Genomic DNA, 21,041 nt, shown 5'->3' on the forward strand with positions numbered 1-21,041 from the left:
ATGATTCTGGATCAGTTTTTATACACCAGCGCCAAAACCCAAAAAACCACCACGGCAACTACCTCACAAGATTCAACGGTGCGCAGCATTGTAAAATCGGTTAGTTGGCGCGTTATCGGTACGATTGACACGGTTTTGATTTCCTATTTTTTGACCGGCGAGATCAACACGGCGTTTGCTATTGGTGGTGTAGAATTGATTACAAAAATGGTTCTCTACGTTGCCCACGAGCGCGTGTGGAACTGCATAAAATTTGGTAGACGACCATGATAGATCATAGCAATTATCAGGATTATAATTCCGCTTTCGCGAAAGCGGAACCCAGCAAAATTATCGATACAGTATTAGAGCAGGCGCACAAGCCTATAGTGACGACTAACTTCAGGCCGTATGAAGTAGCCATATTGCACGCTGTGGCAAGTGTGGATCCTAACGTACCAGTTGTGTGGTGCGATACAGGTTACAACACGCCGCAAACATACAGACACGCCATCGAGGTAATCGAGAAATTAGGTCTAGACGTGTCCACGTATGTGCCGCAACAAACGGTGTCTTATAGAAATGAAACGCTAGGAATACCTACGGTGGACGATTCCAATCATGCGGAATTTACTAGACAAGTCAAACTAGAACCTTTTCAGCGAGCGATGGCGCATTTTCAGCCAGATGTGTGGTTCACAAATTTGCGCGCAGGCCAGACCAATTTTAGAGATTCTATTGATGTCCTCTCATACAGTAAGGATGGCGTACTCAAGGTGAGCCCGTTTTATCATTATGATGATCAACAACTTGACGAATATCTAGCAAAACACGATCTACCCAATGAGTTTAAATATTTTGACCCAACCAAAGTCGAGTCAAACAGAGAATGCGGTCTTCATGCCTAAGGTTTTGATTACCAAGGAGTTGGAAGCCGAGGCGATCTATATCATACGTGAGGTCGTCGCGCAGTTTGAGAAACCAGTCCTTTTGTTCTCTGGCGGTAAGGACAGCATCACATTGTTGCATCTTGCCCGCAAGGCCTTTTTTCCCGCCAAAATTCCGTTCCCTTTATTACATGTAGATACAGGTCATAACTTTCCTGAGACCATAGATTTCAGGGATGAGTTGGTGGAGAAATATGATCTGGACTTGATCGTGGCTCACGTTCAGGACAACATCGATGCAGGAATCGTTAAGGAAGAAACTGGTCGCTATTCCAGTCGCAACCAACTGCAGACACAAACCTTGCTGGACGCCATTGAAGAACATGGCTTTGATGCCTGCATGGGCGGCGCGAGACGCGACGAGGAAAAGGCACGCGCCAAGGAACGTATTTTCTCTGTACGCAATGACTTCGGCGAATGGGATGAAAAAAACCAGAGACCCGAACTTTTTGATCTACTCAACGGCATGATCGAATTAGGCCAGAATGTGCGATGTTTCCCTATTTCTAATTGGACAGAATTGGACGTCTGGAATTATATAAGGAGTGAAAAAATCGAGATACCATCGATCTATTATGCCCACGAGCGATCTGTTTTTGAGCGTGACGGCTTGATCTGGAGCGACTCACCTTATGTATATCGCGATGATCATGAAGAGGTCGCAGTCAAATGGGTGCGATTTAGGACTGTTGGCGATATGTCCTGCACGGCAGCGGTCGCCAGCACCGCGACAGATATTGACACCGTAATTGAAGAAATAAGCGGCAGCACGATTTCAGAACGTGGTGCTCGCATCGACGACAAGCGCAGTGAGGCCGCCATGGAAACCCGTAAGCAACAAGGATATTTTTAAATGAATGTATTGAAGATTGCTACCGCAGGTAGCGTGGATGATGGAAAAAGCACCTTGATAGGCAGATTGTTGTACGACACGCAATCGCTACCTACGGACAAACTTGAGGCGATAAAAAAGAGCAGCGAGAAGAAAGGATACGATTACCTAGACCTATCGCTAGCTACCGACGGCCTTGTTGCAGAGCGTGAACAAGGCATCACGATTGACGTGGCGCACATCTATTTCTCGACACCAGACCGCAGCTACATCATCGCAGACTCGCCAGGCCATGTAGAATACACGCGAAATATGATCACTGGCGCCAGCACCAGCAAGGCCAGTATTATCTTGATCGATGCTAGAAAAGGCGTTGTCGAGCAGACCTTTAGGCATTTTTATATCAACCATTTATTGCAGACCAGTCACTTGATCATAGCGGTCAATAAAATGGATCTAGTAGATTATGACGAGTCCGCTTTCGCGAAAGCAGTACAACAATTCCAATCTCTGCTAGACAAACACCCGTCGGAAAAGCGAAAGGTGCATTTTGTGCCAGTAAGCGCACTCAAGGGCGATAACGTCGTGAGCAAATCTGCCGAAATGCCATGGTATCAAGGAAGCCCAATCTTAGAAAACCTATCCAAAATAGATACGATTGCGGAAGACTCGCAGAGTTTCTTACAAGTCCAGAATGTCATACGTCCCAAGACCGAAGAATATCATGACTACCGTGGTTTTGCAGGACGCATCAGAGGCGCACATTTATCAATCGGCGACCAGATTACCGTGCTGCCGTCCATGAAGACAAGCACCGTTGACGGTATTTATTTTAATGGCGCTAAGTATGACGAGGCGCCAGTGGGCAGTTCAGTTAGTGTGACTTTGAAAGATGAGGTCAACGTCGATCGCGGCGATATTTTGATGACGCAACCACCAGCCGATCTTGAACTAACCAAAAACATTCAAGCCACCATCTGCTGGATGGACAGCACGCCATTGCGACCGCGCACTAAATTTCACTTACAATACGGTACTCAACGCATGACTTGCCGTGTAGAGCAAATCACCTCAAAAAAATCAGCAGATTTCCACCAGGATATCATCGATGTCGATCAACTCGAACTCAATGACATCGCCACAATTCAGCTCAAACTGAGCAAACCTATTCCAGCGATCACATACGACCAATCAAAAGAACTCGGCCGCTTCATTCTTATTGATCCACAAAGCAGAAATACTGCTGCCGTTGGGTTCATTGAATAATGTGGTGTGAAAATAGATGATGGATTATAGATCAATGATCATGGAATAAATGTTTTTCAACTTCTACCGTAGGGCCACATCGAGGCTTCCGAAGAAAGTTTGTCCGCAGGATAGATGGAATAGACAATCAGCATATCGAACAAATGAATAGCATAGAACTCAAAGCAATTATCCATAATCTATATTCCATCAGCGCAGCGGTCTAAAATCCTCAACGCAACTGCTCATCCTAAACACTTGTTTACCTGCCATTTGCTCACGACCTTTGCAGCTGCTTAATTGGCGTAACATTTGCTATGGAAAAGGACATGATTACCACAGATATATTGATAATTGGAGCAGGCCCTACGGGACTTTTCGCCGTTTTTGAAGCTGGACTGCTGAAACTAAAATGTCATATCATTGATGCCTTGGCACAACCTGGCGGTCAGTGCAGTGAGCTGTATCCTAAAAAGCCTATTTATGATATTCCAGGTTTTCCTGAAGTTTTGGCTGGCGATCTAGTTGATAATCTAATGAAGCAAATCGAGCCGTTCCAACCTGGATTTACCCTAGGTGAGCGTGCAGAAACCATTGAGCGACAAGAAGACGGTAGTTTTATTGTTACCACTAATAAAGGCACTAAGCATCACGCCAAAGTCGTTGCTATTGCTGGTGGTTTGGGTTCTTTTGAACCACGCAAACCTATTATCGATTGTCTAGAGAAATATGAAGATAAAGGTCTTGCCTATATGATCAAGGATCCCGAAGATTATCGCGGTAAGCGAGTTGTCATCGCTGGAGGCGGCGACAGCGCCCTTGACTGGTCCATTTTCTTGGCAGATGTTGCCAGCGAGGTGACATTGGTTCACAGACGTGAAGAATTCCGCGGTGCGCTAGATAGTGTTGAGAAAGTAGAAGAACTGGTAGAGCAAGACAAGATCAGGTTGGTAACACCAGCCGAAATCCTTGACATTAACGGTGAAGGAAAGGTCGAGTCTGTTTTGTTGCAACACAACGACGAGGCAAAACGTATGGAAGTCATCGAGTGCGATGCTTTTATTCCACTCTTCGGTCTTGCCCCTAAATTGGGCCCGATAGCCGATTGGGGTCTCGAGATAGAAAAAAATGCGATCAAAGTTGATAACACATTAGATTATCAAACTAATGTTCCAGGCATCTATGCTATTGGTGATGTGAATACCTATCCAGGTAAATTGAAGTTGATCCTTTGTGGTTTCCACGAGGCGACATTAATGTGTCAAAGTGCCTACCAGCGAATTTTTCCAGACAAGCGTTATGTGATGAAATACACCACCGTAGGTGGCGTCAACGGTTTTGACGGTTCTAGAAAAGAAGCCGAAAAAGCAGTCGTCAAAAAAATAGGAAATAAGCAGAATGTCTGATATAAAAATGACCATCATCGATCGCGATGGCCAGCGCCACGAGGTCGATGCACCAACTGACATGAACATGAATGTCATGGAAGTCTGCAAGGCCTATGATTTACCAGTCCAAGCCGTTTGCGGCGGTATGGCCATGTGCGCTACTTGCCAGTGCTACATCATCAGCGACCACGATCTAGGCGAGCGCAACGACGATGAAGAAGCCATGCTTTGGGAAGCTCAAAACGTAAAAGACAATTCCAGACTGGGCTGCCAGATTCCGATTACTGAGGATTTGGAAGGATTGGTTATTGAGCTGGCGCCTGAGGAGTGATCCTCAATGTTAGATGTGAGCATTTTAAACATCCAACTCTTATCTTCCCTTAAGGGAAGACAATACTTCTATGATGAAATGATCTACAGTTTCGATCATTAGAGCAGTTGTTATAATATTCATCTCTTTTTGTATCCCTTTGCGGGAAATGCCGAAGTTTAAGGGTATCAGGACTGCCATTGGAAATAGTTTCGGTTGGCACCTCAATAGATAAAAAATCACCAAATTAGCACATTATCTAATTATCAAATTATTTGCGTAATCCAGCTTCATCGCCCATATTTGTATCAGTTCATTTGCATTTTGAGTTATAAAGAAAGGTTCAGGGATTAGACCCGTTGAGACCTTGGCAACCCTGCAACTGCAGAAGGTGCCTCATTCTACCACGCTTTTGTGGACAGATAACGAGCAATTAATCCGCACATCTTTCTTTTTTTGTATCGCTTTCGCGAAAGCGTAATTATTCTCAAATATCAAGTTAACCTTATAGATTTTCTATAGATCATACTTGGTTGCAAGTGAGCATTGAAAAACAAACACCAAGATTGGGAAACACAATATTATATAAGGCATTGCAAGAGCGTATCCTAGTGCTGGATGGCGCTATGGGCACGATGCTACAGCGACACAAATTTACTGAGGCCGACTTTCGTAGTGAGCGTTTCAAGAATTATCCGTATGATGTAAAAGGAAATAATGATTTATTGTCCATCACTCAGCCGGAAGCCATTGCAGATGTTCATGCGCAATATTTTGCGGCAGGTGCTGACATTGTGGAGACCAATACGTTTAGTGCAACCACCATCGCCATGGCAGATTACCACATGGAAGATCTGGTCGATGAGCTGAACATTCAAAGTGCTCAAATCGCACGCAAAGTCGCTGACGACTTCACGGCTCGCGAGCCGCACAAACCCAGATTTGTCGCCGGCGCGATCGGCCCAACCAATAAAACAGCTAGCATGTCGCCAGATGTTAATGATCCAGGCTATCGTGCGATCACTTTTGACGAGTTGCGCGTTGCCTACAAACAGCAAGCTGCTGGATTGATAAAAGGTGGCGTGGATATTTTGCTGGTAGAGACGGTCTTTGACACGCTCAATGCCAAGGCGGCTCTTTTTGCCATTTCAGAATTGAAAGAAGAACTAAATCTAGATATTCCGGTTATGGTAAGCGGTACGATCACAGATGCATCGGGAAGAACTCTAAGCGGTCAAACAGCAGAGGCGTTTATGATTTCGATTGAGCATATTCCGCTGTTATCTGTTGGTTTCAATTGCGCATTGGGCGCAAAACAACTCACACCTTATTTGGAAACCGTGGCAAGCAAATCGCCATTTGGCATCAGTGCCTATCCCAATGCAGGATTGCCTAATGCTTTTGGCGAGTACGATGAATCGCCAGAACAAATGGCATCTCAAATACGAGAATACCTCGACAAATCACTGATCAACATCATCGGTGGTTGTTGTGGTACGACACCAGATCATATTGCTGCCATCGCTAAAATCGCTGCAGAATACAAGCCGAGACCCATTCCTTCACTTCAAAAACTAGCGTATGCCTGATAAACAAGTGAACGAATTTAGACCACTCAAACTTAGCGGACTCGAACCGCTAGTCATTACTCCCGAAAGTAATTTTGTCAATGTAGGCGAGCGTACCAATGTAGCGGGTTCCAAAAAATTCTTGCGTTTAATCAATGAGGATAAATTTGACGAGGCACTGGAAATAGCAAGAGATCAGGTGGACAATGGTGCGCAGATCATCGACATTAACATGGATGATGGAATGATCAATGGCAAGGCTGCCATGGTCAAATTCCTCAATCTCATAGCAGCAGAACCGGACATTTCGCGGGTGCCTATCATGATCGACAGTTCCAAATGGGAAATCATCGAGGCTGGATTGCAGGTTGTTCAGGGAAAATGCGTGGTCAATTCCATCAGCCTTAAGGAAGGCGAGGAAGAATTTGTCAAACACGCCAAAGCTATCAAACGCTACGGCGCCGCCGTGATCGTCATGGCCTTTGATGAAGTAGGTCAAGCAGACACCTATGAACGCCGCATTGAGATTGCCAAGCGCAGTTACGATATCCTGGTGGATAAGATAAATTTCGCGCCAGAGGACATCATTTTTGACCTGAACATATTTCCAGTGGCAACTGGAATGGAAGAACATAAACTCAACGCACTCGACTTTATCAATGGCACGCGTTGGGTGCGAGAGAACCTGCCGCATGCCAGCGTAAGTGGTGGCGTGAGCAATGTGAGTTTCAGCTTTCGTGGCAATAACAAAGTGCGTGAGGCCATGCATAGTGCCTTTCTATTTCATGCTATAAAGGCTGGAATGAACATCGGTATCGTGAACCCAGCACTGCTGGAAGTTTATGACGATATCGATAAGGAACTGCTGGAGTATGTAGAAGATGTCTTGCTCAATCGTCGGGATGACGCCACTGAACGACTACTCGATTATGCCGAGAGCGTTACTCAAACAGTAAGAACCAGCACGATAGATAACAGTTGGCGTGAAACACCTCTACAGGATCGAATCACACGAGCTCTTATTAAAGGTATTGACGCCTACATCATAGAAGATGTCGAGGAAGCCAGACAAGTATCCAGCGCGCCGATCGAGGTCATAGAAGGTCACTTGATGACAGGTATGAATGTCGTCGGCGACCTGTTTGGTTCTGGAAAAATGTTCCTACCGCAAGTAGTCAAGAGTGCACGCGTTATGAAAAAGGCGGTAGCCTATCTGTTGCCCTACATTGAAGCAGAGAAAGAAAAGAATTTAAAAGAAAATCCTGATTTTCTTTCCAGCACCAGTTCGCCAAAGGTATTGATGGCCACCGTAAAAGGTGACGTGCATGACATCGGGAAAAACATTGTTTCGGTAGTACTTGCATGCAATAATTATGAGATCATTGATCTAGGCGTCATGGTACCACCAGAAAAAATTCTGGATGCTGCAATTGAACATCAAGTGGATATCATTGGCCTGAGCGGACTCATCACGCCGTCGCTGGATGAGATGGTTTATATCGCCAAGGAGATGAAACGACGCAATTTTGAGGTGCCTTTGATGATAGGTGGTGCGACGACTTCGCGAGCGCATACGGCCGTCAAGATTGCACCAGAATATGACGGAACCATCGTTCACGTGAATGATGCCAGTCGTGCGGTAACCGTCGCTGGAGAATTGACTGGTGATAAGGGTGATGACTATCACGCTTTCGCGAAAGCTAAAAAAGAAGAATACACTAAACTGCGCAATGACTTTTTAGGTAGGGCCAAGAAAAAGGATTTCCTAACGATTGAGCAGGCACGAGAAAATAAACTACAATTGGATTGGAGCAATTACCAACCTGTGAAGCCGAAGGAACTTGGCGTTCATGAGTTGGAAGCAATTGATTTAAAAGAAGTTGTTCCATACATTGACTGGTCGCCGTTCTTCCGCAGTTGGGATTTGCATGGTCGTTATCCTGATATTTTGACCGATGCCGTCGTGGGCGAGCAAGCGACAGATCTTTTTGCAGATGCTCAAGAAATGTTGAAGAAAATCATTGATGAGAATTGGTTAGTGGCAAAAGCACTCTACGGTTTGTTCCCAGCAAATTCCAATGAGCAGGATGACATAGAGGTCAAGGGAACTGATCAGGATTTTATATTCAGAACCTTGCGCCAACAATCCAAAAAAGCGGTTGGAAAACCTCAAATCGCACTATCTGACTTCATCGCACCACAGGAATCCGGCGTTCAAGATTATATAGGAGTATTTTGTGTGAGCACAGGTTTTGGTGTTCCAGAACGAGCTGCGCAATTTGAGAAGGATCACGACGATTACAATTCCATCATGCTCAAAGCTCTTGCCGACCGACTCGCCGAAGCGCTAGCCGAATATCTGCACCTAAGAATACGTAAGGAATTCTGGGGTTATGCCAGCGACGAGCAGTTGGAAAACAATGACTTGATCAAAGAAGCCTATAAAGGAATACGACCTGCTCCAGGTTATCCAGCCTGTCCAGATCACTTGGAAAAAGAGACGATTTGGGAATTGTTGCAAGTAGAAAAACGCATAGGCGTAAAGCTTACGGAAAGCCTTGCCATGTGGCCGGCAGCCAGTGTTTCCGGCTACTACATTGCACATCCAGAATCACGCTACTTTGGGCTGGGCAAGATTAAGGAAGATCAGGTCAAGGACTATGCAGACCGTAAAGGAATCTCTTTTGCGAAAGCGGAAAAATGGCTCAACCCAAACATCGCTGATTAATCCAGAAGAATTTAATGAAGATTACAGACCATATCAAAAACGCTGACGACACGCTCTTCAGTTTTGAAATTATACCGCCAGTCAAGGGCAAATCCATACAGGAATTGTACAATAACATCGATCCCTTGATGGAATTTAAGCCGCCATTTATTGATGTGACAACCTCGCGCGAAGAGTACATTTATATTGAAAAACAAGGTGGTCTTCTGGAAAAACGATTGACCAGAATGCGTCCTGGAACGCTAGGAATTTGTGCGGCAATCCAGAATAAATATGATGTAGATACTGTGCCGCACTTGCTTTGCGGTGGGTTCACCAAACAGGAAACCGAGTATTTACTGGTTGATTGTCAATACCTCAAAATTGAGAACGTCATGGCGCTGCGCGGCGATGCGAGAAAGGAAGAAAAACGCTTTGAAAGTACTGACGGCGGTCATGAGTTCGCAATCGATCTAGTCAAACAAATAGAAAATCTCAACCAGGGTAATTATTTACATGAGGTGATTGAGATCTCGTGCGATGTTGACTTTTGCATAGGTGTGGCTGGCTACCCAGAAAAACACGAGGAATCGCCATCCTTGCAATCAGATCTCAAGCGATTGAAAGATAAGGTAGACGCAGGTGCAGATTATGTGGTGACGCAAATGTTTTTTGACAATCAAAAATATTTTGCCTTTGTCAAAGCCGCTCGCAAGAGGGGAATTGAGGTGCCTATCATTCCTGGAATCAAGCCTATTGCCACAAAAAGACATCTTCAATTATTGCCGCAAACCTTTCATCTGGACATGCCGCAAGAATTAGTTGAGGCCGTAGAAAACTGCAAGAACAATAAAGACGTACGTCAAGTGGGCGTGGAGTTTTGCATTGAGCAGTGTCGTGAGTTATTGGAGCATGATGTACCTGTATTGCATTTTTACAGCATGGGAAAAAGCGATAATATTTATGACATTGCGCGCGCCATTTTTTAACGTAGTTTAGCGCAAATGACGTATCATGTTTTAATGTTGTTGGTTTGTTACGCCCTGCCTGTCGTGACCGCACTTGGGCAGGCAGGTTTCGCGAAAGCGGGCTTCTCACAATCTAATAGCAACTCTACCAGCAATGATAAAAATCTCGATAAAATTTTTACAATCGACGCTTCCTACCTGTACGGGACGATCCTGCAACACAATCCAGATATCTCGCATTTGATCACAGATCATCCTACGGCGATCCTTTTGAGTTATAACCGCAAGACTTATGGTGGCCAAGAATGGCAGTCGCGCTACAATTTCCCAGACTACGGTTTTAGTTTTGCCTATCAGGACATGAAAAATCGATTTCTAGGTGAGGCTTATGGTGCGTATGCGCATTATAACTTTTACTTTTTTAATCGCAACATGCAGTTTAGAGTAGGGCAAGGAATCTCTTACATGACGAGACCTTTTGACGTGGATAGCAATCCGCAGAATAATGCCTATGGTACCCGATTGACTAGTTCGACTTATTTGCTGGGTAATTATAGGAAAGAGAATTTATTTCATGGTTTTGGTTTTCAAGTAGGAGCGAGCATCATCCATTATTCAAATGCTAATGTGCGTGCGCCCAACAACTCTACTAATACATGGTTGTTCAACGCTGGTGTCAATTACACATTTAATCATGAAGAGATTCCAGAATATAAGATATGGCCTAAGAGAAAGTACACGGAGCCTATAGGATTGACAGCGGTCGCGCGTCTAGGTTTTAATGAGAGTGACTATCGCGGAAGTGGACAATATCCGTTTTATGATTTTAGCGTTTATCTGGACAAGCGCATCAACATCAAGAGCAGCCTGCATGCTGGTTTAGAACTTTTCATTGCAGAATTCTTAAAGGAATACCGTGATTACAGAGTTAATAGCTTTCCAGAAGATGATATTGATGGTGACGAGAATTTCCAGAGAGCAGGAATTTTTGTAGGTCACGAGTTGCACTTGGGAAAAACAAGTTTGCTGTCGCAGTTAGGTTATTACTACTACCAGCCCATACCTTTTGAATCCAGATTTTATAACCGTCTAGGATTACAACGCAGACTGACCGACAATATATTTGCCAGCGTGACCGTAAAAGCGCATGGCGCCAAAGCCGAAGGCGTTAGCCTAGGGATAGGCTACAGATTTGAGAATATCTTTAAATCAAAACTAGAGAAGTTATGAATTCAGAATTAGGACTTAAGAGTGAATTCAGAATTCAGAATGAAGAATCCAGAATTGGATTATGGATTATAGAATATGGAGAATGGAAGCTCTTCGCTCACAAGAATTTCAAGAAGGCGGTTTCGATCATCATATTTATGGCCGTTATATTAACAACAACCTCTTGCGATTCAGAAGAAGGCCTTAACTGTACCCAAGCTGCTGGTGATCTGGTAAGTACAGAGGTTGAGGTAGAACCTTTTAATAAAGTAGTCATTTTTGAGCGCATGGGCGCAACATTTATACACGGTGATGAGCAAAAAGTGGTTGTGCGCACTGGTGAAAACCTTTTAAATGACATTGAACTAAATGTGGTCGACGGTCAATTACAAGTGGTCAACAATAATGGCTGCAATGTGATGCGAGATTATGGCATTACACAAATCGAAATCACATCGCCCAACTTGACCGAAATAAGAACCAGCACTGGCGAAGACTTAAAAAGCGATGGTATCTTGAGGTATCCTAATTTGACCTTATTATCAGAAGATGAAAGTGTTGAAGAGGATTTCTACAACACAGATGGTCACATGCGTTTGAATCTGGATGTAGAAAACTTAATCATCATCTCAAATAATTTGAGTTATTTCTACCTAGAAGGAAATGTGGAAAATGCAGATATCACTTTTCTAGATGGAGATGGTCGCATCTATGCAGCAGATCTTGAGATCCAAAACGCACAGATCTTTCATCGAGGAACATCAGAATGGCGCATGGATGTAAAACAAAACATCGCCGGAACCATAAATGGCTACGGCGATGTGATATTGAATTCTAGACCTACCAACGTCGACGTTGATGTCACGTGGCGTGGTCGATTACTGTTTGAAAACTAGAGAAGCGTGATAGGCATTTCTGCTCTGTAATTTGCCCAGCCCATTTTTAAATGAACCACATTATCATCATTAGGTGAATACAGCGCGATGCTCAAATCCTCTAGGCTATCATCTACCGTGCTTACTGGAATTGTAATAGTCACGATGTCAAGAGCTGCATTGTGAGAGAAATTTCCCCAACCGTCATTCTCAGCATTAACATGAATCGTCCACTCATTCTTATTAGGAACCACAACTAGTGTGTAACGTCCTGCTACCAGTACCTGATCGCCTATTTTGGCATCTTGTAATAGCAGCAATTCTGTACTTTCATTAGCACCTAGACGCCATTTTTCACCGTATTTAGTAATACCAGCCTTGCGGTCATCACTTTCTCTAAAAAGCGTGCGACCCTTAAGTGATGGACGGCCGTATAATACTCTAATGGCTGGTTGCAGAGCAGCTTTTTGCTCGTCAGTTTTCGCGAAAGCTCTCTTAGGAGCATCTGCTGGAAAATAGGCGACATCCATCGGGCTCTTGTCGGCGCCAGCAAAATCTTGTGCGTTTACAGTAAAAGTCATTGCGGCTGCGGCAATGCATAAAATCAAATTTTTCATGTTGTTAATTATTTGAATTAAAGGTAAGAAACCTTAGATAAGATCTGTCTTGTATAGTATCAATCCGCTTGATGGTGCTATGTGCGATAGGTGGATTTTATTGCTGCCATCCAGTGTTTTCTCAAATTTTTTAAGAGTTAACTTGCCCATTCCCAGATCAAATAGCGCACCCATCATTAGCCGTACCTGGTGGCGTTTGAATCCTTTACCGCTTACGCGAAAGCAAAAGCTTTTCTCGGGAAAAAAGCTAGCTGTAAAGAGATGGTTCTCTTCGATATAACAGCTGTCAACCACGCTGGTGGTGATGGTTTCCGCTTTAGGTTTGTAGGTATATGACCAGAAATCTTTCTCTCCTATAAACATTTGGGCGGCAGTTTTCATAAGTTCTATATCCAGCTGTGATTTCATATAAACCATAAGCGACGCACAAAACGGATGGAACTTCTCGCCATGCGAAAATAGGTAGATGTATTCCTTGAGTTTTGCTGCCTGAATGATGTTGAAATCTGCAGTGGTTTCTTGAATTCCTAAGGCTCTTATATCACTGGGTAAGTTGAGATTGAATTCCTGTATGAACTCCTCAAGATCTGCGATAGGCTCGTCATCAAGAAATAATTCAATCGCTGTTTCATTTACTGACACACGAGCATCGGTACGACCTGCTGCCAGGATTTTGAAATTGGAATGATCAAACACAAATCTCAAGGTGCGCTGCACCATGCGCTCGACGGTAGGTAGATTTGGCTGCTTTTGCCAACCGTGGAAACGGAAGCCTAGGTATTGTAACTTAATGATGTAGTAGTGTCGCTGGTTGAATGGCATGTATCAAAGATAGGATTTGTAAGCGGTTGCGACTTTATACGTATCTTTATAAAATAGATACGTATAATGAAAAAGAAACTGACATTAAGTATAGATGAAGAAGTCATTAAGAAGGCTAAATCATACGCTAAGGAAACTGATCGCAGTCTGTCCGAATTGATTGAAGGTTATCTTGAAAAGATCACAGGTTCAAATCTTGTAAAAGAACCTGAGGCTACCTATGAAAAGCGTTCATCACAATCCGAGAATAAAAAACATGAAGCGAGTATTTATCGCAAAATGGCTGGCATCGTAAAATCTGATTGGGATCCAGTCGAGGATCGAGAGAAGTTTAGAGATGTGCGACTCGAGAAATATTTAAAATGAAGTACTTTGTTGACGTAAACATCATAATTGACCTATTTCTTACTCGTAAACCTTTTGTTGAGAATGCGGTTTTAATATTTGAAGCAGTCAAAAAAATAAATTGGACACTCTATACATCAGACAATGCTATAACAACTTCCTATTTCTATTTGAAAAAAGAGAATGGTGCGGTAGCTGCAAAAAAGACAATAGCCACTTTTTTGAGAGATATAGAGATTGTGCCTGTAAGTCGCGCGATGTTGATAACCGCAAGTACAAGTAAAATCAACGACTTTGAAGATGCTGTCCAATTTGAATGTGCCGCATCCATTAAAGGCATCGACGGTATTATCACCAGAAATAAAAAGGATTTCAAGCATTCTACCATTCCAGTATTTGCGCCTGAAGAGGTTTTGTTTTAGAGTACATAGTATTTAGTACAAAGTACAAAGACGCTTTTGAATACATTAGTTGCCTAGCACTTAACCAGGACCATTCAACTAATTTTGGTTATGTTTTTAATCACCAGTAAGTTCCTGAAACATCGTCTCAAGATTTTTGTTCCTCTTGTTTAAGGATAGAATCTTCAATTCATTATCGTGGGCAAAATCAAACACGCCGCTACGCTGGTCATCTTTGGTTTCAAAGATCAATCGGTAATTGAAGCCGTTCAGTTCTTTAACCTCACGCACCATAGGAATGCGTGCCAGCAATTCTGGTTCAACTTTGTAGTCAAATTCAACCTCGATTACTTGAGTGGCGTCGCTTTTTAGATTTTTCAAGTAATCGTCTGCGACAATCTTTCCCTTATTAATAATGATGACACGATCACACATTGCTTCAACTTCCTGCATGATGTGTGTACTCAATAAAATCGTTGTGCTTTCTGACACCTTGCGTATCAACTGTCTTATTTCCACTAGTTGGTTGGGATCCAGACCTGTGGTAGGCTCATCGAGGATAAGCACTTTTGGTTTGTGTAATAAAGCGTTAGCAAGTCCTACGCGTTGCTTGTAACCTTTAGAAAGCTCCTTGATTTTCTTGCCTTTATGAGAATCTAGACCAGTGAGTTCAATGACTTTTGTCACGCGATCCTTGAGTTGCTCAATGTTATATACACTGCCACTAAATTCTAGATACTCGCGCACATACATCTCTGGATATAGTGGGTTGTTCTCTGGCAAGTAGCCTATCGATTTCTGCACCTCTCGCGGCTCTTTGCTCACATCATGTCCATTGACCGTTGCCTCACCATCATTTGCATTGAGATAAGTGGTCAAGATGCGCATCATGGTAGATTTGCCAGCGCCATTGGGTCCCAAAAAACCAACGATCTCACCAGATTTGATAGAAAAACTAACATTATCCAGTGCTTTTAGATTACCATAATACTTTGATAATTGATCAACTTTTATAGACATAAGGTAAAGATAGGGATTGTTGGAATGTACAAATGAGTCAGATAGATGTTTAATAGGATTTTAAAAGTTACGCTTTCGCGAAAGCGTAATCGCCCAAAGCAGCATAACACGGTTTCTAAAACGTTGTAGTAAAATAATTATTGAAAAACGCTGCATTTTGCTTGTGGTTCAAAATAAGAGGTTTACATTAGTCACTTATTATGAATAACAATACTTATTTCTGGTACGGTTTCTACTTCTATTTTATGGAAGCGCGGACGGTATTGTAGAAATTCAAATTAATAATTTACAATAAAGTCCTGATCCAGTCAGGACTTTTTTTATAGATCAAAATGAAAGTAGCCATTCAAGGCATCGCAGGATCCTATCATCATCAAGCAGCAACAGCGCTGTTTGAAGAAGCCACCATGGTAGAATGCGACACCTTTGAACAGTTGGCACAATCAGTAGATCGTGGCGAGTCTCAGGCTGGTGTCATGGCGATAGGCAACTCTATTGCTGGTAGCATTTTACCAAATTATGGTTTGCTACAACAGTACCAACTTGTGATTACGGCAGAGTATTTCTTACCCATAAATCATTGCCTCATGGCGATCGCAGGTCAAACGTTGAAAGATATTGAAGAGGTTCAATCGCACCCAATGGCCTTATTGCAATGCAAGCCGTTTTTAAATGATCTAGAAAACACCAAGCTGGTAGAAACTGATGATACCGCAGCCGCAGTGATGAGAATAAAGCGGAACCACCTTAAAGGTGTCGCGGCCATAGCATCATCAATTGCAGCCAGCCTTTATGATCTTGAAATCATCGCACAAGACATTCAGGAAGAAAAGCTAAATGCCACCAGATTTGTTGTAGTTGAAAAAGCCTCGCAACCTGAGACTGAAAACTCCAACAAAGCAACATTAAATTTTACGACCACACATGAGGCAGGAAGCTTGAGCCGAATCTTGAGTCTATTTGCGCGTAAAGGTCTCAATCTATCCAAAATTCAATCCATTCCTATTCCTGAGCAGCCATTTCTATTCAGTTTTGTAGTGGATGTGGAATTTGTTGAGCTACAAATGTTTAAAGATGCCGTGCGTGAGGTGAAATCTCTAACCAAAGAATTTAATATTATGGGAATCTATAAAGCTGCCACGCTATGATCACACCAGCAGATAAATTAAATGAGGTTAAGGAATACTATTTTGCAACAAAATTGCGCGAGGTAAAGTCCTTAATCAATCAGGGCAAGCCTATTATCAATGCAGGTATAGGTAGTCCAGATTTGCAACCACCAGCGGCTGTAAATGAAGCGTTGATTGATGCATTAAACGATGAGAGAGCGCATCAATATCAAAGTTATCTGGGATTGCCCGAATTGCGAGAGGCGATGAGCAATTTTTATGCACGTCATTATAACGTCCGGTTAGATCCAGCAAGCGAGGTAATACCGCTCATGGGTAGTAAAGAAGGTATTCTGCATATTTCCATGTCTTTTCTCAATAAAGGTGATCAGGTGCTGGTTCCCAATCCAGGTTATCCTACCTACTCAAGTGCTACACGATTGTGTGAGGCAACGCCTATTTATTATAATTTGATAGATGAGAACGACTGGATGCCAGATCTTGAATCGTTGCAATCACAAGATTTGAGCAAGGTAAAAATCATGTGGGTCAACTATCCGCACATGCCTACCGGTGTGGCTGGTAGCTCTCAGGTTTTTGCACAGTTAATAGTCTTTTGCCAGAAGCATGACATATTATTAGTCAATGACAATCCCTATAGCTTTTTGGGATACGATAAAAAAATCAGCATCCATCAGTTTACAAATTCAAGAAACGCACAGGTGCTTGAATTGAACTCGGTAAGTAAGACGTTTAACATGGCAGGCTGGCGTGTAGGTATGTTGACTGGTAACGCCACACTCATTAAAGAAGTCCTTAAAGTAAAAACCAATATGGACAGTGGCATGTTTTATCCAGTTCAAAAAGGTGCGATCGCTGCTCTCAAGACTGAAGATGATTGGTACGCGACCCAATTAGAAATTTATAGAGAACGTAGATCAAAAATGGTTGAAGTTGCCAAAGCACTAGGTTGCGAACCCATAAAACAAGAAGGTGGATTGTTTGTTTTTTGCAAATTGCCTGTTGGTATCGACGACAAGCAGTTTGTCGATGATTTACTTCATGAGCATGATATTTTCATTGCGCCAGGAAGCATTTTTGGCAGTAATGGAGCTCGCTACGTTCGTTTTTCCCTTTGCGTGAAAATTGAAGATATAGAAATCATGCTCGACAGAGTTTCAAAAAAAGTTCAAGCATGAAAAATGTATATCTGATAGGAGTAGGATTGATAGGTGGCTCAATGTTGCTGGATTTGAGAGCTCATTATCCAGAAGCTGTCTTTTATGGAATCGATCATAATGATGATCATCTGGATCAAGCGATATCCTGCGGCGTTGTTGATCACAAAGCAACGATGGAAGATCTTATAAATGCAGATCTAGTCATCGTCTCAATTCCCGTAGATGCTACGGTCAATTTGCTTTCACAAGTTCTCGATAATATAAATGATGACAGTCTAGTCATGGATGTAGGATCGACTAAAGAGGCCATTTGCGCATCAGTAGCAAATCATAAAAACAGGCGACAATACCTCGCTACACATCCTATTGCAGGAACTGAATTTTCTGGACCACAAGCAGCGATAAAAGATCTTTATAAAGGCAAGACCATGATCGTTTGCGAGGTGGAGAAAACCGCTTTTGCACAACAGGAATTAGGCAAAGGATTATTGGAAAAGCTGGGTATGCGAGTTAGATATATGACACCAGCAGCGCACGACAAGCACATAGCATATGTGTCCCATTTATCGCATATTTCCAGTTTTATGCTGGGTAAAACCGTGATACAGGAAGAAGCTAACGAGCGCGATATTTTTGATCTCGCCGGTAGTGGATTTGAGAGCACTGTGCGATTGGCCAAGAGCTCGCCTGCCATGTGGACGCCTATCTTTGCACAAAATAAAGAGCACGTTATAGCTGGACTGGATGGTTATATTGATAATCTAGTTAGCTTTCGCGAAAGCTTAAAAAACGACAATCACACAGCCATTTATAACGAGATGGCGCAAACCAATAGAATTAAAACCATACTGAAAGGAATACAAAATGGAAAATAAGAAAGAACACAGAGCGTGGCTGGATGCCCATAACCTAGATCACCCATTAGTCATCGCAGGCCCTTGCAGCGCCGAGACAGAAGAGCAAGTACTCAAGATCGCACATGAATTAAAGGATAGTGATACGACTTATTTCAGGGCAGGAATCTGGAAGCCTAGAACACGACCGGGAAACTTTGAAGGAGTAGGCGCTATAGGTCTCAAATGGCTGCAACGCGCCAAAGAAGAAACTGGACTATTAACTACTACTGAGGTAGCCAACAAAGCTCACGTTGATCTAGCACTAGAGCATGATATAGATATGTTATGGATAGGTGCACGATCAACGGTAAGTCCATTTATTGTTCAAGAAATCGCAGATGCCTTACAGGGTACCGACAAGGTAGTATTAGTCAAGAATCCAGTAAATCCAGATCTTGCATTATGGATAGGAGCGCTAGAGCGTTTGCACACAGCTGGAATTAAGAATCTAGGAGTGATCCATCGAGGATTTTCTACCTATGATAAATCAAAATACCGCAACAACCCAGAATGGCAGATTGCGGTAGATTTCCAGACACGTTTTCCTGATATTCCGCTTATTTGCGACCCATCACATATTACCGGTAAGAGAGATATGATACTGGATGTTTCACAAACAGCACTCGACTTGAACTACGATGGATTGATGATAGAAACCCATTTTGATCCAGAGAACGCATGGAGTGATGCCGCACAGCAAGTGACGCCAGCCAGTCTGATCCAGATCACTAAAGACCTGAAGATTAGAAAAGAAATGGATGACGAGGCTGGATACCAGCAAAAACTAGGTCAATTGCGCGCACAAATCGATGTAATCGACAATACGTTGATTGAGACCATGGGTAAACGCATGAAAACTGCAGACTCCATTGGTGAGCTCAAAAAATCTAGAAACGTGGCTGTGCTTCAATCAAAAAGATGGAATGAAATTCTAGGCAAGATGATTCTTCTAGGTGAGGAGCAAGGATTGAGCGAGGAATTCATTTTGAGAGTCTTCAAAGCCGTGCACCAAGAATCGATCAACCATCAAGAAAGAGTAATTAAGGGGTAATTCCATTAGTTTTGTAATATGAGAAATTTCATTTGGTGTAGTAAAAACGATCTATGACTGGAACCGTCTATCGATCCACAGGAAGCTGGTATGAGGTAAAAGGCACTGATGGTGCTTTTTACTCTTGTAGGATAAAGGGTAAATTCCGTTTGCAGGGTATCAAGAGTACTAATCCTGTTGCGGTAGGTGATCAGGTAGATTTTGAGATTGAGAAAAAGGGTGATGAAGAGATAGGAATCATCAATGAGATTCACGAGCGTGATAATTACATCGTGCGCAAATCAGTCAACCTATCCAAGCAAACGCATATAATCGCTGCAAATGTCGATCAGGTTTTTTTACTGGTTACGCTTAATAATCCACCGACGTTTACCTCATTTATTGATCGGTTTCTGGTGACTGCCGAGGCCTATCACATTCCTGCTGTCCTTGTTTTCAATAAAGTAGATACCTATGACGATAGTCAAGATCAGGTAGCTATTGATCCAGAAACTGGTGAAGAAATGCTCACCATGACCGAGCTTGATGAGGTGCGTTACCTCATGAGTTTATATAAATCCATAGGATATGACTGTATTGCGATAAGCGCGGCAACGGGTAAAAATGTGGATCAAATTAAAGAGAAGATGACTGGTAAAACCAGCATGTTTTCTGGTCACAGTGGTGCAGGAAAAAGCACGTTGGCAAATGCCGTCCAGCCAGGTCTGGAGCTCAAAACAAAAGAAATATCAGACCAGCACAAGCAAGGGCAGCATACCACCACATTTGCAGAGATGTTTGATCTTGATTTTGACGCCCGATTGATCGATACGCCTGGTATCAAAGGATTTGGTGTAGTCGACATGGAAAGGGAAGAGATAGGCGATTATTTTCCAGAGATCTTTGAACTCAAATCTCAATGTAAATTCCATAATTGCCTGCACATTGAGGAGCCTAAATGCGCCATCAAGCAAGCGGTTGAAGAAGGCGCCATTGCCGCTTCACGTTATGAAAGCTATGTTCAAATAGTCCAAGGTGATGAGGAAAATTATAGACAGGACAAACACGTGCCTAAATGAGAGCGATCGTTCAAAGAGTGAAAAATGCCAGCGTCAGTATAGACGGTCAGATGAAAGGTCAAATTGATAAAGGCTTACTCATTTACCTGGGAATAACTCATGATGACACCCAAGATGATGCCGATTATCTAGTACGTAAAATTCTGGGAATGCGAATTTTCAATGATGAAAACGCCGTTATGAATTTATCAATTGAGGACACTGATGGTGAGATTTTACTGATTTCTCAGTTCACACTTTATGCACAAACGAGAAAAGGCAATCGACCTAGTTATGTCGCTGCTGCACGCCCAGAAGTCGCATTACCGTTATATAATTATGTTATTAGTCAGCTTTCGCGAAACCTGCCTGCCCAAGTGCGGTCACGACAGGCAGGGCGTAACAAACCAATAGCTACAGGTACGTTTGGTGCAGATATGCAGGTAGCATCCACTAATGACGGGCCTGTGACAATAATTGTTGATTCTGTTTCTAAATAGTTTTTGTGATATTGTTAAGACCCTAAGATAATTT

General features: G+C 42.9%; 22 protein-coding genes and 1 riboswitch. Of the genes, 19 read left to right on the forward strand and 3 right to left on the reverse strand.

The annotated features are described in order from the left end of the window. The 11 genes from EJ995_RS04615 (at window position 1) to EJ995_RS04665 (ending at window position 12,049) form a co-directional block, all read left to right on the forward strand. Window positions 1-270 carry a DUF2061 domain-containing protein gene (locus EJ995_RS04615; protein WP_126446068.1) on the forward strand — a complete coding sequence of 90 codons (270 nt, stop codon included), beginning with the start codon at window positions 1-3 and terminating at the stop codon, window positions 268-270. Continuing rightward, on the forward strand, window positions 267-887 hold the full coding sequence (locus EJ995_RS04620; protein ID WP_126446070.1) for a phosphoadenosine phosphosulfate reductase domain-containing protein: 621 nt from the start codon (window positions 267-269) through the stop codon (window positions 885-887). The genes EJ995_RS04615 and EJ995_RS04620 overlap by 4 nt, the downstream gene beginning before the upstream one ends. Further along, entirely contained in the window at window positions 880-1,779 is a 900-nt protein-coding gene (gene cysD, locus EJ995_RS04625) for a sulfate adenylyltransferase subunit CysD (protein WP_126446072.1), read from the forward strand. Before EJ995_RS04620 ends, cysD begins: the two co-directional genes overlap by 8 nt. Then, window positions 1,780-3,024: a sulfate adenylyltransferase subunit 1 gene (locus EJ995_RS04630; RefSeq protein WP_126446074.1), complete on the forward strand. Its 1,245-nt coding sequence runs from the start codon at window positions 1,780-1,782 to the stop codon at window positions 3,022-3,024. A 308-nt stretch (window positions 3,025-3,332) separates the two neighbouring features. After that, complete coding sequence (locus tag EJ995_RS04635; RefSeq protein ID WP_126448867.1) at window positions 3,333-4,409, forward strand: NAD(P)/FAD-dependent oxidoreductase; 1,077 nt, start codon at window positions 3,333-3,335, stop codon at window positions 4,407-4,409. Then, window positions 4,402-4,722 (forward strand): 2Fe-2S iron-sulfur cluster-binding protein, encoded by a 321-nt coding sequence (locus tag EJ995_RS04640; protein WP_126446076.1) that lies wholly within the window; start codon window positions 4,402-4,404, stop codon window positions 4,720-4,722. Before EJ995_RS04635 ends, EJ995_RS04640 begins: the two co-directional genes overlap by 8 nt. Before the next feature lie 305 nt (window positions 4,723-5,027). After that, a riboswitch (SAM riboswitch) is annotated at window positions 5,028-5,130 on the forward strand. A 197-nt stretch (window positions 5,131-5,327) separates the two neighbouring features. Further along, complete coding sequence (locus tag EJ995_RS04645) at window positions 5,328-6,290, forward strand: homocysteine S-methyltransferase family protein (protein ID WP_126448868.1); 963 nt, start codon at window positions 5,328-5,330, stop codon at window positions 6,288-6,290. Continuing rightward, window positions 6,283-8,997: a methionine synthase gene (metH, locus tag EJ995_RS04650; protein WP_126446078.1), complete on the forward strand. Its 2,715-nt coding sequence runs from the start codon at window positions 6,283-6,285 to the stop codon at window positions 8,995-8,997. Before EJ995_RS04645 ends, metH begins: the two co-directional genes overlap by 8 nt. Before the next feature lie 14 nt (window positions 8,998-9,011). Beyond that, window positions 9,012-9,965 (forward strand): methylenetetrahydrofolate reductase [NAD(P)H], encoded by a 954-nt coding sequence (gene metF, locus EJ995_RS04655; RefSeq protein WP_126446080.1) that lies wholly within the window; start codon window positions 9,012-9,014, stop codon window positions 9,963-9,965. Window positions 9,966-9,980: 15 nt separating this feature from the next. After that, window positions 9,981-11,174, forward strand: a complete 1,194-nt coding sequence (locus EJ995_RS04660) for an acyloxyacyl hydrolase (RefSeq protein ID WP_241234690.1) — start codon at window positions 9,981-9,983, stop codon at window positions 11,172-11,174. After that, window positions 11,171-12,049, forward strand: coding sequence for a head GIN domain-containing protein (locus EJ995_RS04665; RefSeq protein ID WP_241234691.1), 879 nt, complete (start codon window positions 11,171-11,173; stop codon window positions 12,047-12,049). The genes EJ995_RS04660 and EJ995_RS04665 overlap by 4 nt, the downstream gene beginning before the upstream one ends. Here EJ995_RS04665 and EJ995_RS04670 read toward each other — a convergent pair. Together EJ995_RS04670 and EJ995_RS04675 are read right to left on the reverse strand one after the other, a co-directional pair. Beyond that, window positions 12,046-12,645 carry a DUF2911 domain-containing protein gene (locus EJ995_RS04670; protein ID WP_126446084.1) on the reverse strand — a complete coding sequence of 200 codons (600 nt, stop codon included), beginning with the start codon at window positions 12,643-12,645 and terminating at the stop codon, window positions 12,046-12,048. The genes EJ995_RS04665 and EJ995_RS04670 overlap by 4 nt on opposite strands. A 33-nt stretch (window positions 12,646-12,678) precedes the next feature. Next, window positions 12,679-13,467: a tRNA pseudouridine synthase A gene (locus EJ995_RS04675; protein WP_126446086.1), complete on the reverse strand. Its 789-nt coding sequence runs from the start codon at window positions 13,465-13,467 to the stop codon at window positions 12,679-12,681. 66 nt (window positions 13,468-13,533) lie between these two features. Here EJ995_RS04675 and EJ995_RS04680 point away from each other — a divergent pair, with 66 nt between their 5' ends. Beyond that, on the forward strand, window positions 13,534-13,833 hold the full coding sequence (locus EJ995_RS04680; RefSeq protein ID WP_126446088.1) for a DUF6364 family protein: 300 nt from the start codon (window positions 13,534-13,536) through the stop codon (window positions 13,831-13,833). Continuing rightward, window positions 13,830-14,234 carry a type II toxin-antitoxin system VapC family toxin gene (locus EJ995_RS04685; RefSeq protein WP_126446090.1) on the forward strand — a complete coding sequence of 135 codons (405 nt, stop codon included), beginning with the start codon at window positions 13,830-13,832 and terminating at the stop codon, window positions 14,232-14,234. The genes EJ995_RS04680 and EJ995_RS04685 overlap by 4 nt, the downstream gene beginning before the upstream one ends. A gap of 96 nt (window positions 14,235-14,330) precedes the next feature. Here EJ995_RS04685 and gldA read toward each other — a convergent pair whose 3' ends face one another. Further along, window positions 14,331-15,233, reverse strand: a complete 903-nt coding sequence (gldA, locus tag EJ995_RS04690) for a gliding motility-associated ABC transporter ATP-binding subunit GldA (protein WP_126446092.1) — start codon at window positions 15,231-15,233, stop codon at window positions 14,331-14,333. A 332-nt stretch (window positions 15,234-15,565) separates the two neighbouring features. On the opposite strand from gldA, the gene EJ995_RS04695 reads away from it, so the two are divergent. The 6 genes from EJ995_RS04695 to dtd are packed head-to-tail and all read left to right on the forward strand — an operon-like array spanning window position 15,566 to window position 21,007. Continuing rightward, the gene (locus tag EJ995_RS04695) at window positions 15,566-16,381 is read left to right on the forward strand and encodes a prephenate dehydratase (protein WP_126446094.1); all 816 of its coding nucleotides are present in this window, start codon (window positions 15,566-15,568) and stop codon (window positions 16,379-16,381) included. Further along, entirely contained in the window at window positions 16,378-17,541 is a 1,164-nt protein-coding gene (locus EJ995_RS04700; protein WP_126446096.1) for a pyridoxal phosphate-dependent aminotransferase, read from the forward strand. Before EJ995_RS04695 ends, EJ995_RS04700 begins: the two co-directional genes overlap by 4 nt. Next, a complete protein-coding gene (locus tag EJ995_RS04705) occupies window positions 17,538-18,398 on the forward strand; it encodes a prephenate dehydrogenase (protein WP_126446099.1) in 861 nt (286 codons plus the stop codon). The genes EJ995_RS04700 and EJ995_RS04705 overlap by 4 nt, the downstream gene beginning before the upstream one ends. After that, window positions 18,388-19,470: a bifunctional 3-deoxy-7-phosphoheptulonate synthase/chorismate mutase type II gene (locus EJ995_RS04710; protein ID WP_126446101.1), complete on the forward strand. Its 1,083-nt coding sequence runs from the start codon at window positions 18,388-18,390 to the stop codon at window positions 19,468-19,470. Before EJ995_RS04705 ends, EJ995_RS04710 begins: the two co-directional genes overlap by 11 nt. Window positions 19,471-19,523: 53 nt before the next feature. After that, window positions 19,524-20,528, forward strand: coding sequence for a ribosome small subunit-dependent GTPase A (gene rsgA / locus EJ995_RS04715; protein WP_126446104.1), 1,005 nt, complete (start codon window positions 19,524-19,526; stop codon window positions 20,526-20,528). After that, window positions 20,525-21,007, forward strand: coding sequence for a D-aminoacyl-tRNA deacylase (gene dtd, locus EJ995_RS04720; protein WP_126446106.1), 483 nt, complete (start codon window positions 20,525-20,527; stop codon window positions 21,005-21,007). The genes rsgA and dtd overlap by 4 nt, the downstream gene beginning before the upstream one ends. Window positions 21,008-21,041: the final 34 nt, after the last annotated feature.

This window comes from Nonlabens ponticola (assembly GCF_003966335.1).
GTDB classification, from domain to species: Bacteria; Bacteroidota; Bacteroidia; order Flavobacteriales; family Flavobacteriaceae; genus Nonlabens; species Nonlabens ponticola.

Excerpts from the sequence above, each read along its gene's own strand:
- EJ995_RS04615 (WP_126446068.1), top strand. The coding sequence starts at position 1 with ATGATTCTGGATCAGTTTTTATACACCAGCGCCAAAACCCAAAAAACC.
- EJ995_RS04620 (WP_126446070.1), top strand. The coding sequence starts at position 267 with ATGATAGATCATAGCAATTATCAGGATTATAATTCCGCTTTCGCGAAA.
- cysD (WP_126446072.1), top strand. The coding sequence starts at position 880 with ATGCCTAAGGTTTTGATTACCAAGGAGTTGGAAGCCGAGGCGATCTAT.
- EJ995_RS04630 (WP_126446074.1), top strand. The coding sequence starts at position 1,780 with ATGAATGTATTGAAGATTGCTACCGCAGGTAGCGTGGATGATGGAAAA.
- EJ995_RS04635 (WP_126448867.1), top strand. The coding sequence starts at position 3,333 with ATGATTACCACAGATATATTGATAATTGGAGCAGGCCCTACGGGACTT.
- EJ995_RS04640 (WP_126446076.1), top strand. The coding sequence starts at position 4,402 with ATGTCTGATATAAAAATGACCATCATCGATCGCGATGGCCAGCGCCAC.
- EJ995_RS04645 (WP_126448868.1), top strand. The coding sequence starts at position 5,328 with ATGGGCACGATGCTACAGCGACACAAATTTACTGAGGCCGACTTTCGT.
- metH (WP_126446078.1), top strand. The coding sequence starts at position 6,283 with ATGCCTGATAAACAAGTGAACGAATTTAGACCACTCAAACTTAGCGGA.
- metF (WP_126446080.1), top strand. The coding sequence starts at position 9,012 with ATGAAGATTACAGACCATATCAAAAACGCTGACGACACGCTCTTCAGT.
- EJ995_RS04660 (WP_241234690.1), top strand. The coding sequence starts at position 9,981 with ATGACGTATCATGTTTTAATGTTGTTGGTTTGTTACGCCCTGCCTGTC.
- EJ995_RS04665 (WP_241234691.1), top strand. The coding sequence starts at position 11,171 with ATGAATTCAGAATTAGGACTTAAGAGTGAATTCAGAATTCAGAATGAA.
- EJ995_RS04670 (WP_126446084.1), bottom strand. The coding sequence starts at position 12,645 with ATGAAAAATTTGATTTTATGCATTGCCGCAGCCGCAATGACTTTTACT.
- EJ995_RS04675 (WP_126446086.1), bottom strand. The coding sequence starts at position 13,467 with ATGCCATTCAACCAGCGACACTACTACATCATTAAGTTACAATACCTA.
- EJ995_RS04680 (WP_126446088.1), top strand. The coding sequence starts at position 13,534 with ATGAAAAAGAAACTGACATTAAGTATAGATGAAGAAGTCATTAAGAAG.
- EJ995_RS04685 (WP_126446090.1), top strand. The coding sequence starts at position 13,830 with ATGAAGTACTTTGTTGACGTAAACATCATAATTGACCTATTTCTTACT.
- gldA (WP_126446092.1), bottom strand. The coding sequence starts at position 15,233 with ATGTCTATAAAAGTTGATCAATTATCAAAGTATTATGGTAATCTAAAA.
- EJ995_RS04695 (WP_126446094.1), top strand. The coding sequence starts at position 15,566 with ATGAAAGTAGCCATTCAAGGCATCGCAGGATCCTATCATCATCAAGCA.
- EJ995_RS04700 (WP_126446096.1), top strand. The coding sequence starts at position 16,378 with ATGATCACACCAGCAGATAAATTAAATGAGGTTAAGGAATACTATTTT.
- EJ995_RS04705 (WP_126446099.1), top strand. The coding sequence starts at position 17,538 with ATGAAAAATGTATATCTGATAGGAGTAGGATTGATAGGTGGCTCAATG.
- EJ995_RS04710 (WP_126446101.1), top strand. The coding sequence starts at position 18,388 with ATGGAAAATAAGAAAGAACACAGAGCGTGGCTGGATGCCCATAACCTA.
- rsgA (WP_126446104.1), top strand. The coding sequence starts at position 19,524 with ATGACTGGAACCGTCTATCGATCCACAGGAAGCTGGTATGAGGTAAAA.
- dtd (WP_126446106.1), top strand. The coding sequence starts at position 20,525 with ATGAGAGCGATCGTTCAAAGAGTGAAAAATGCCAGCGTCAGTATAGAC.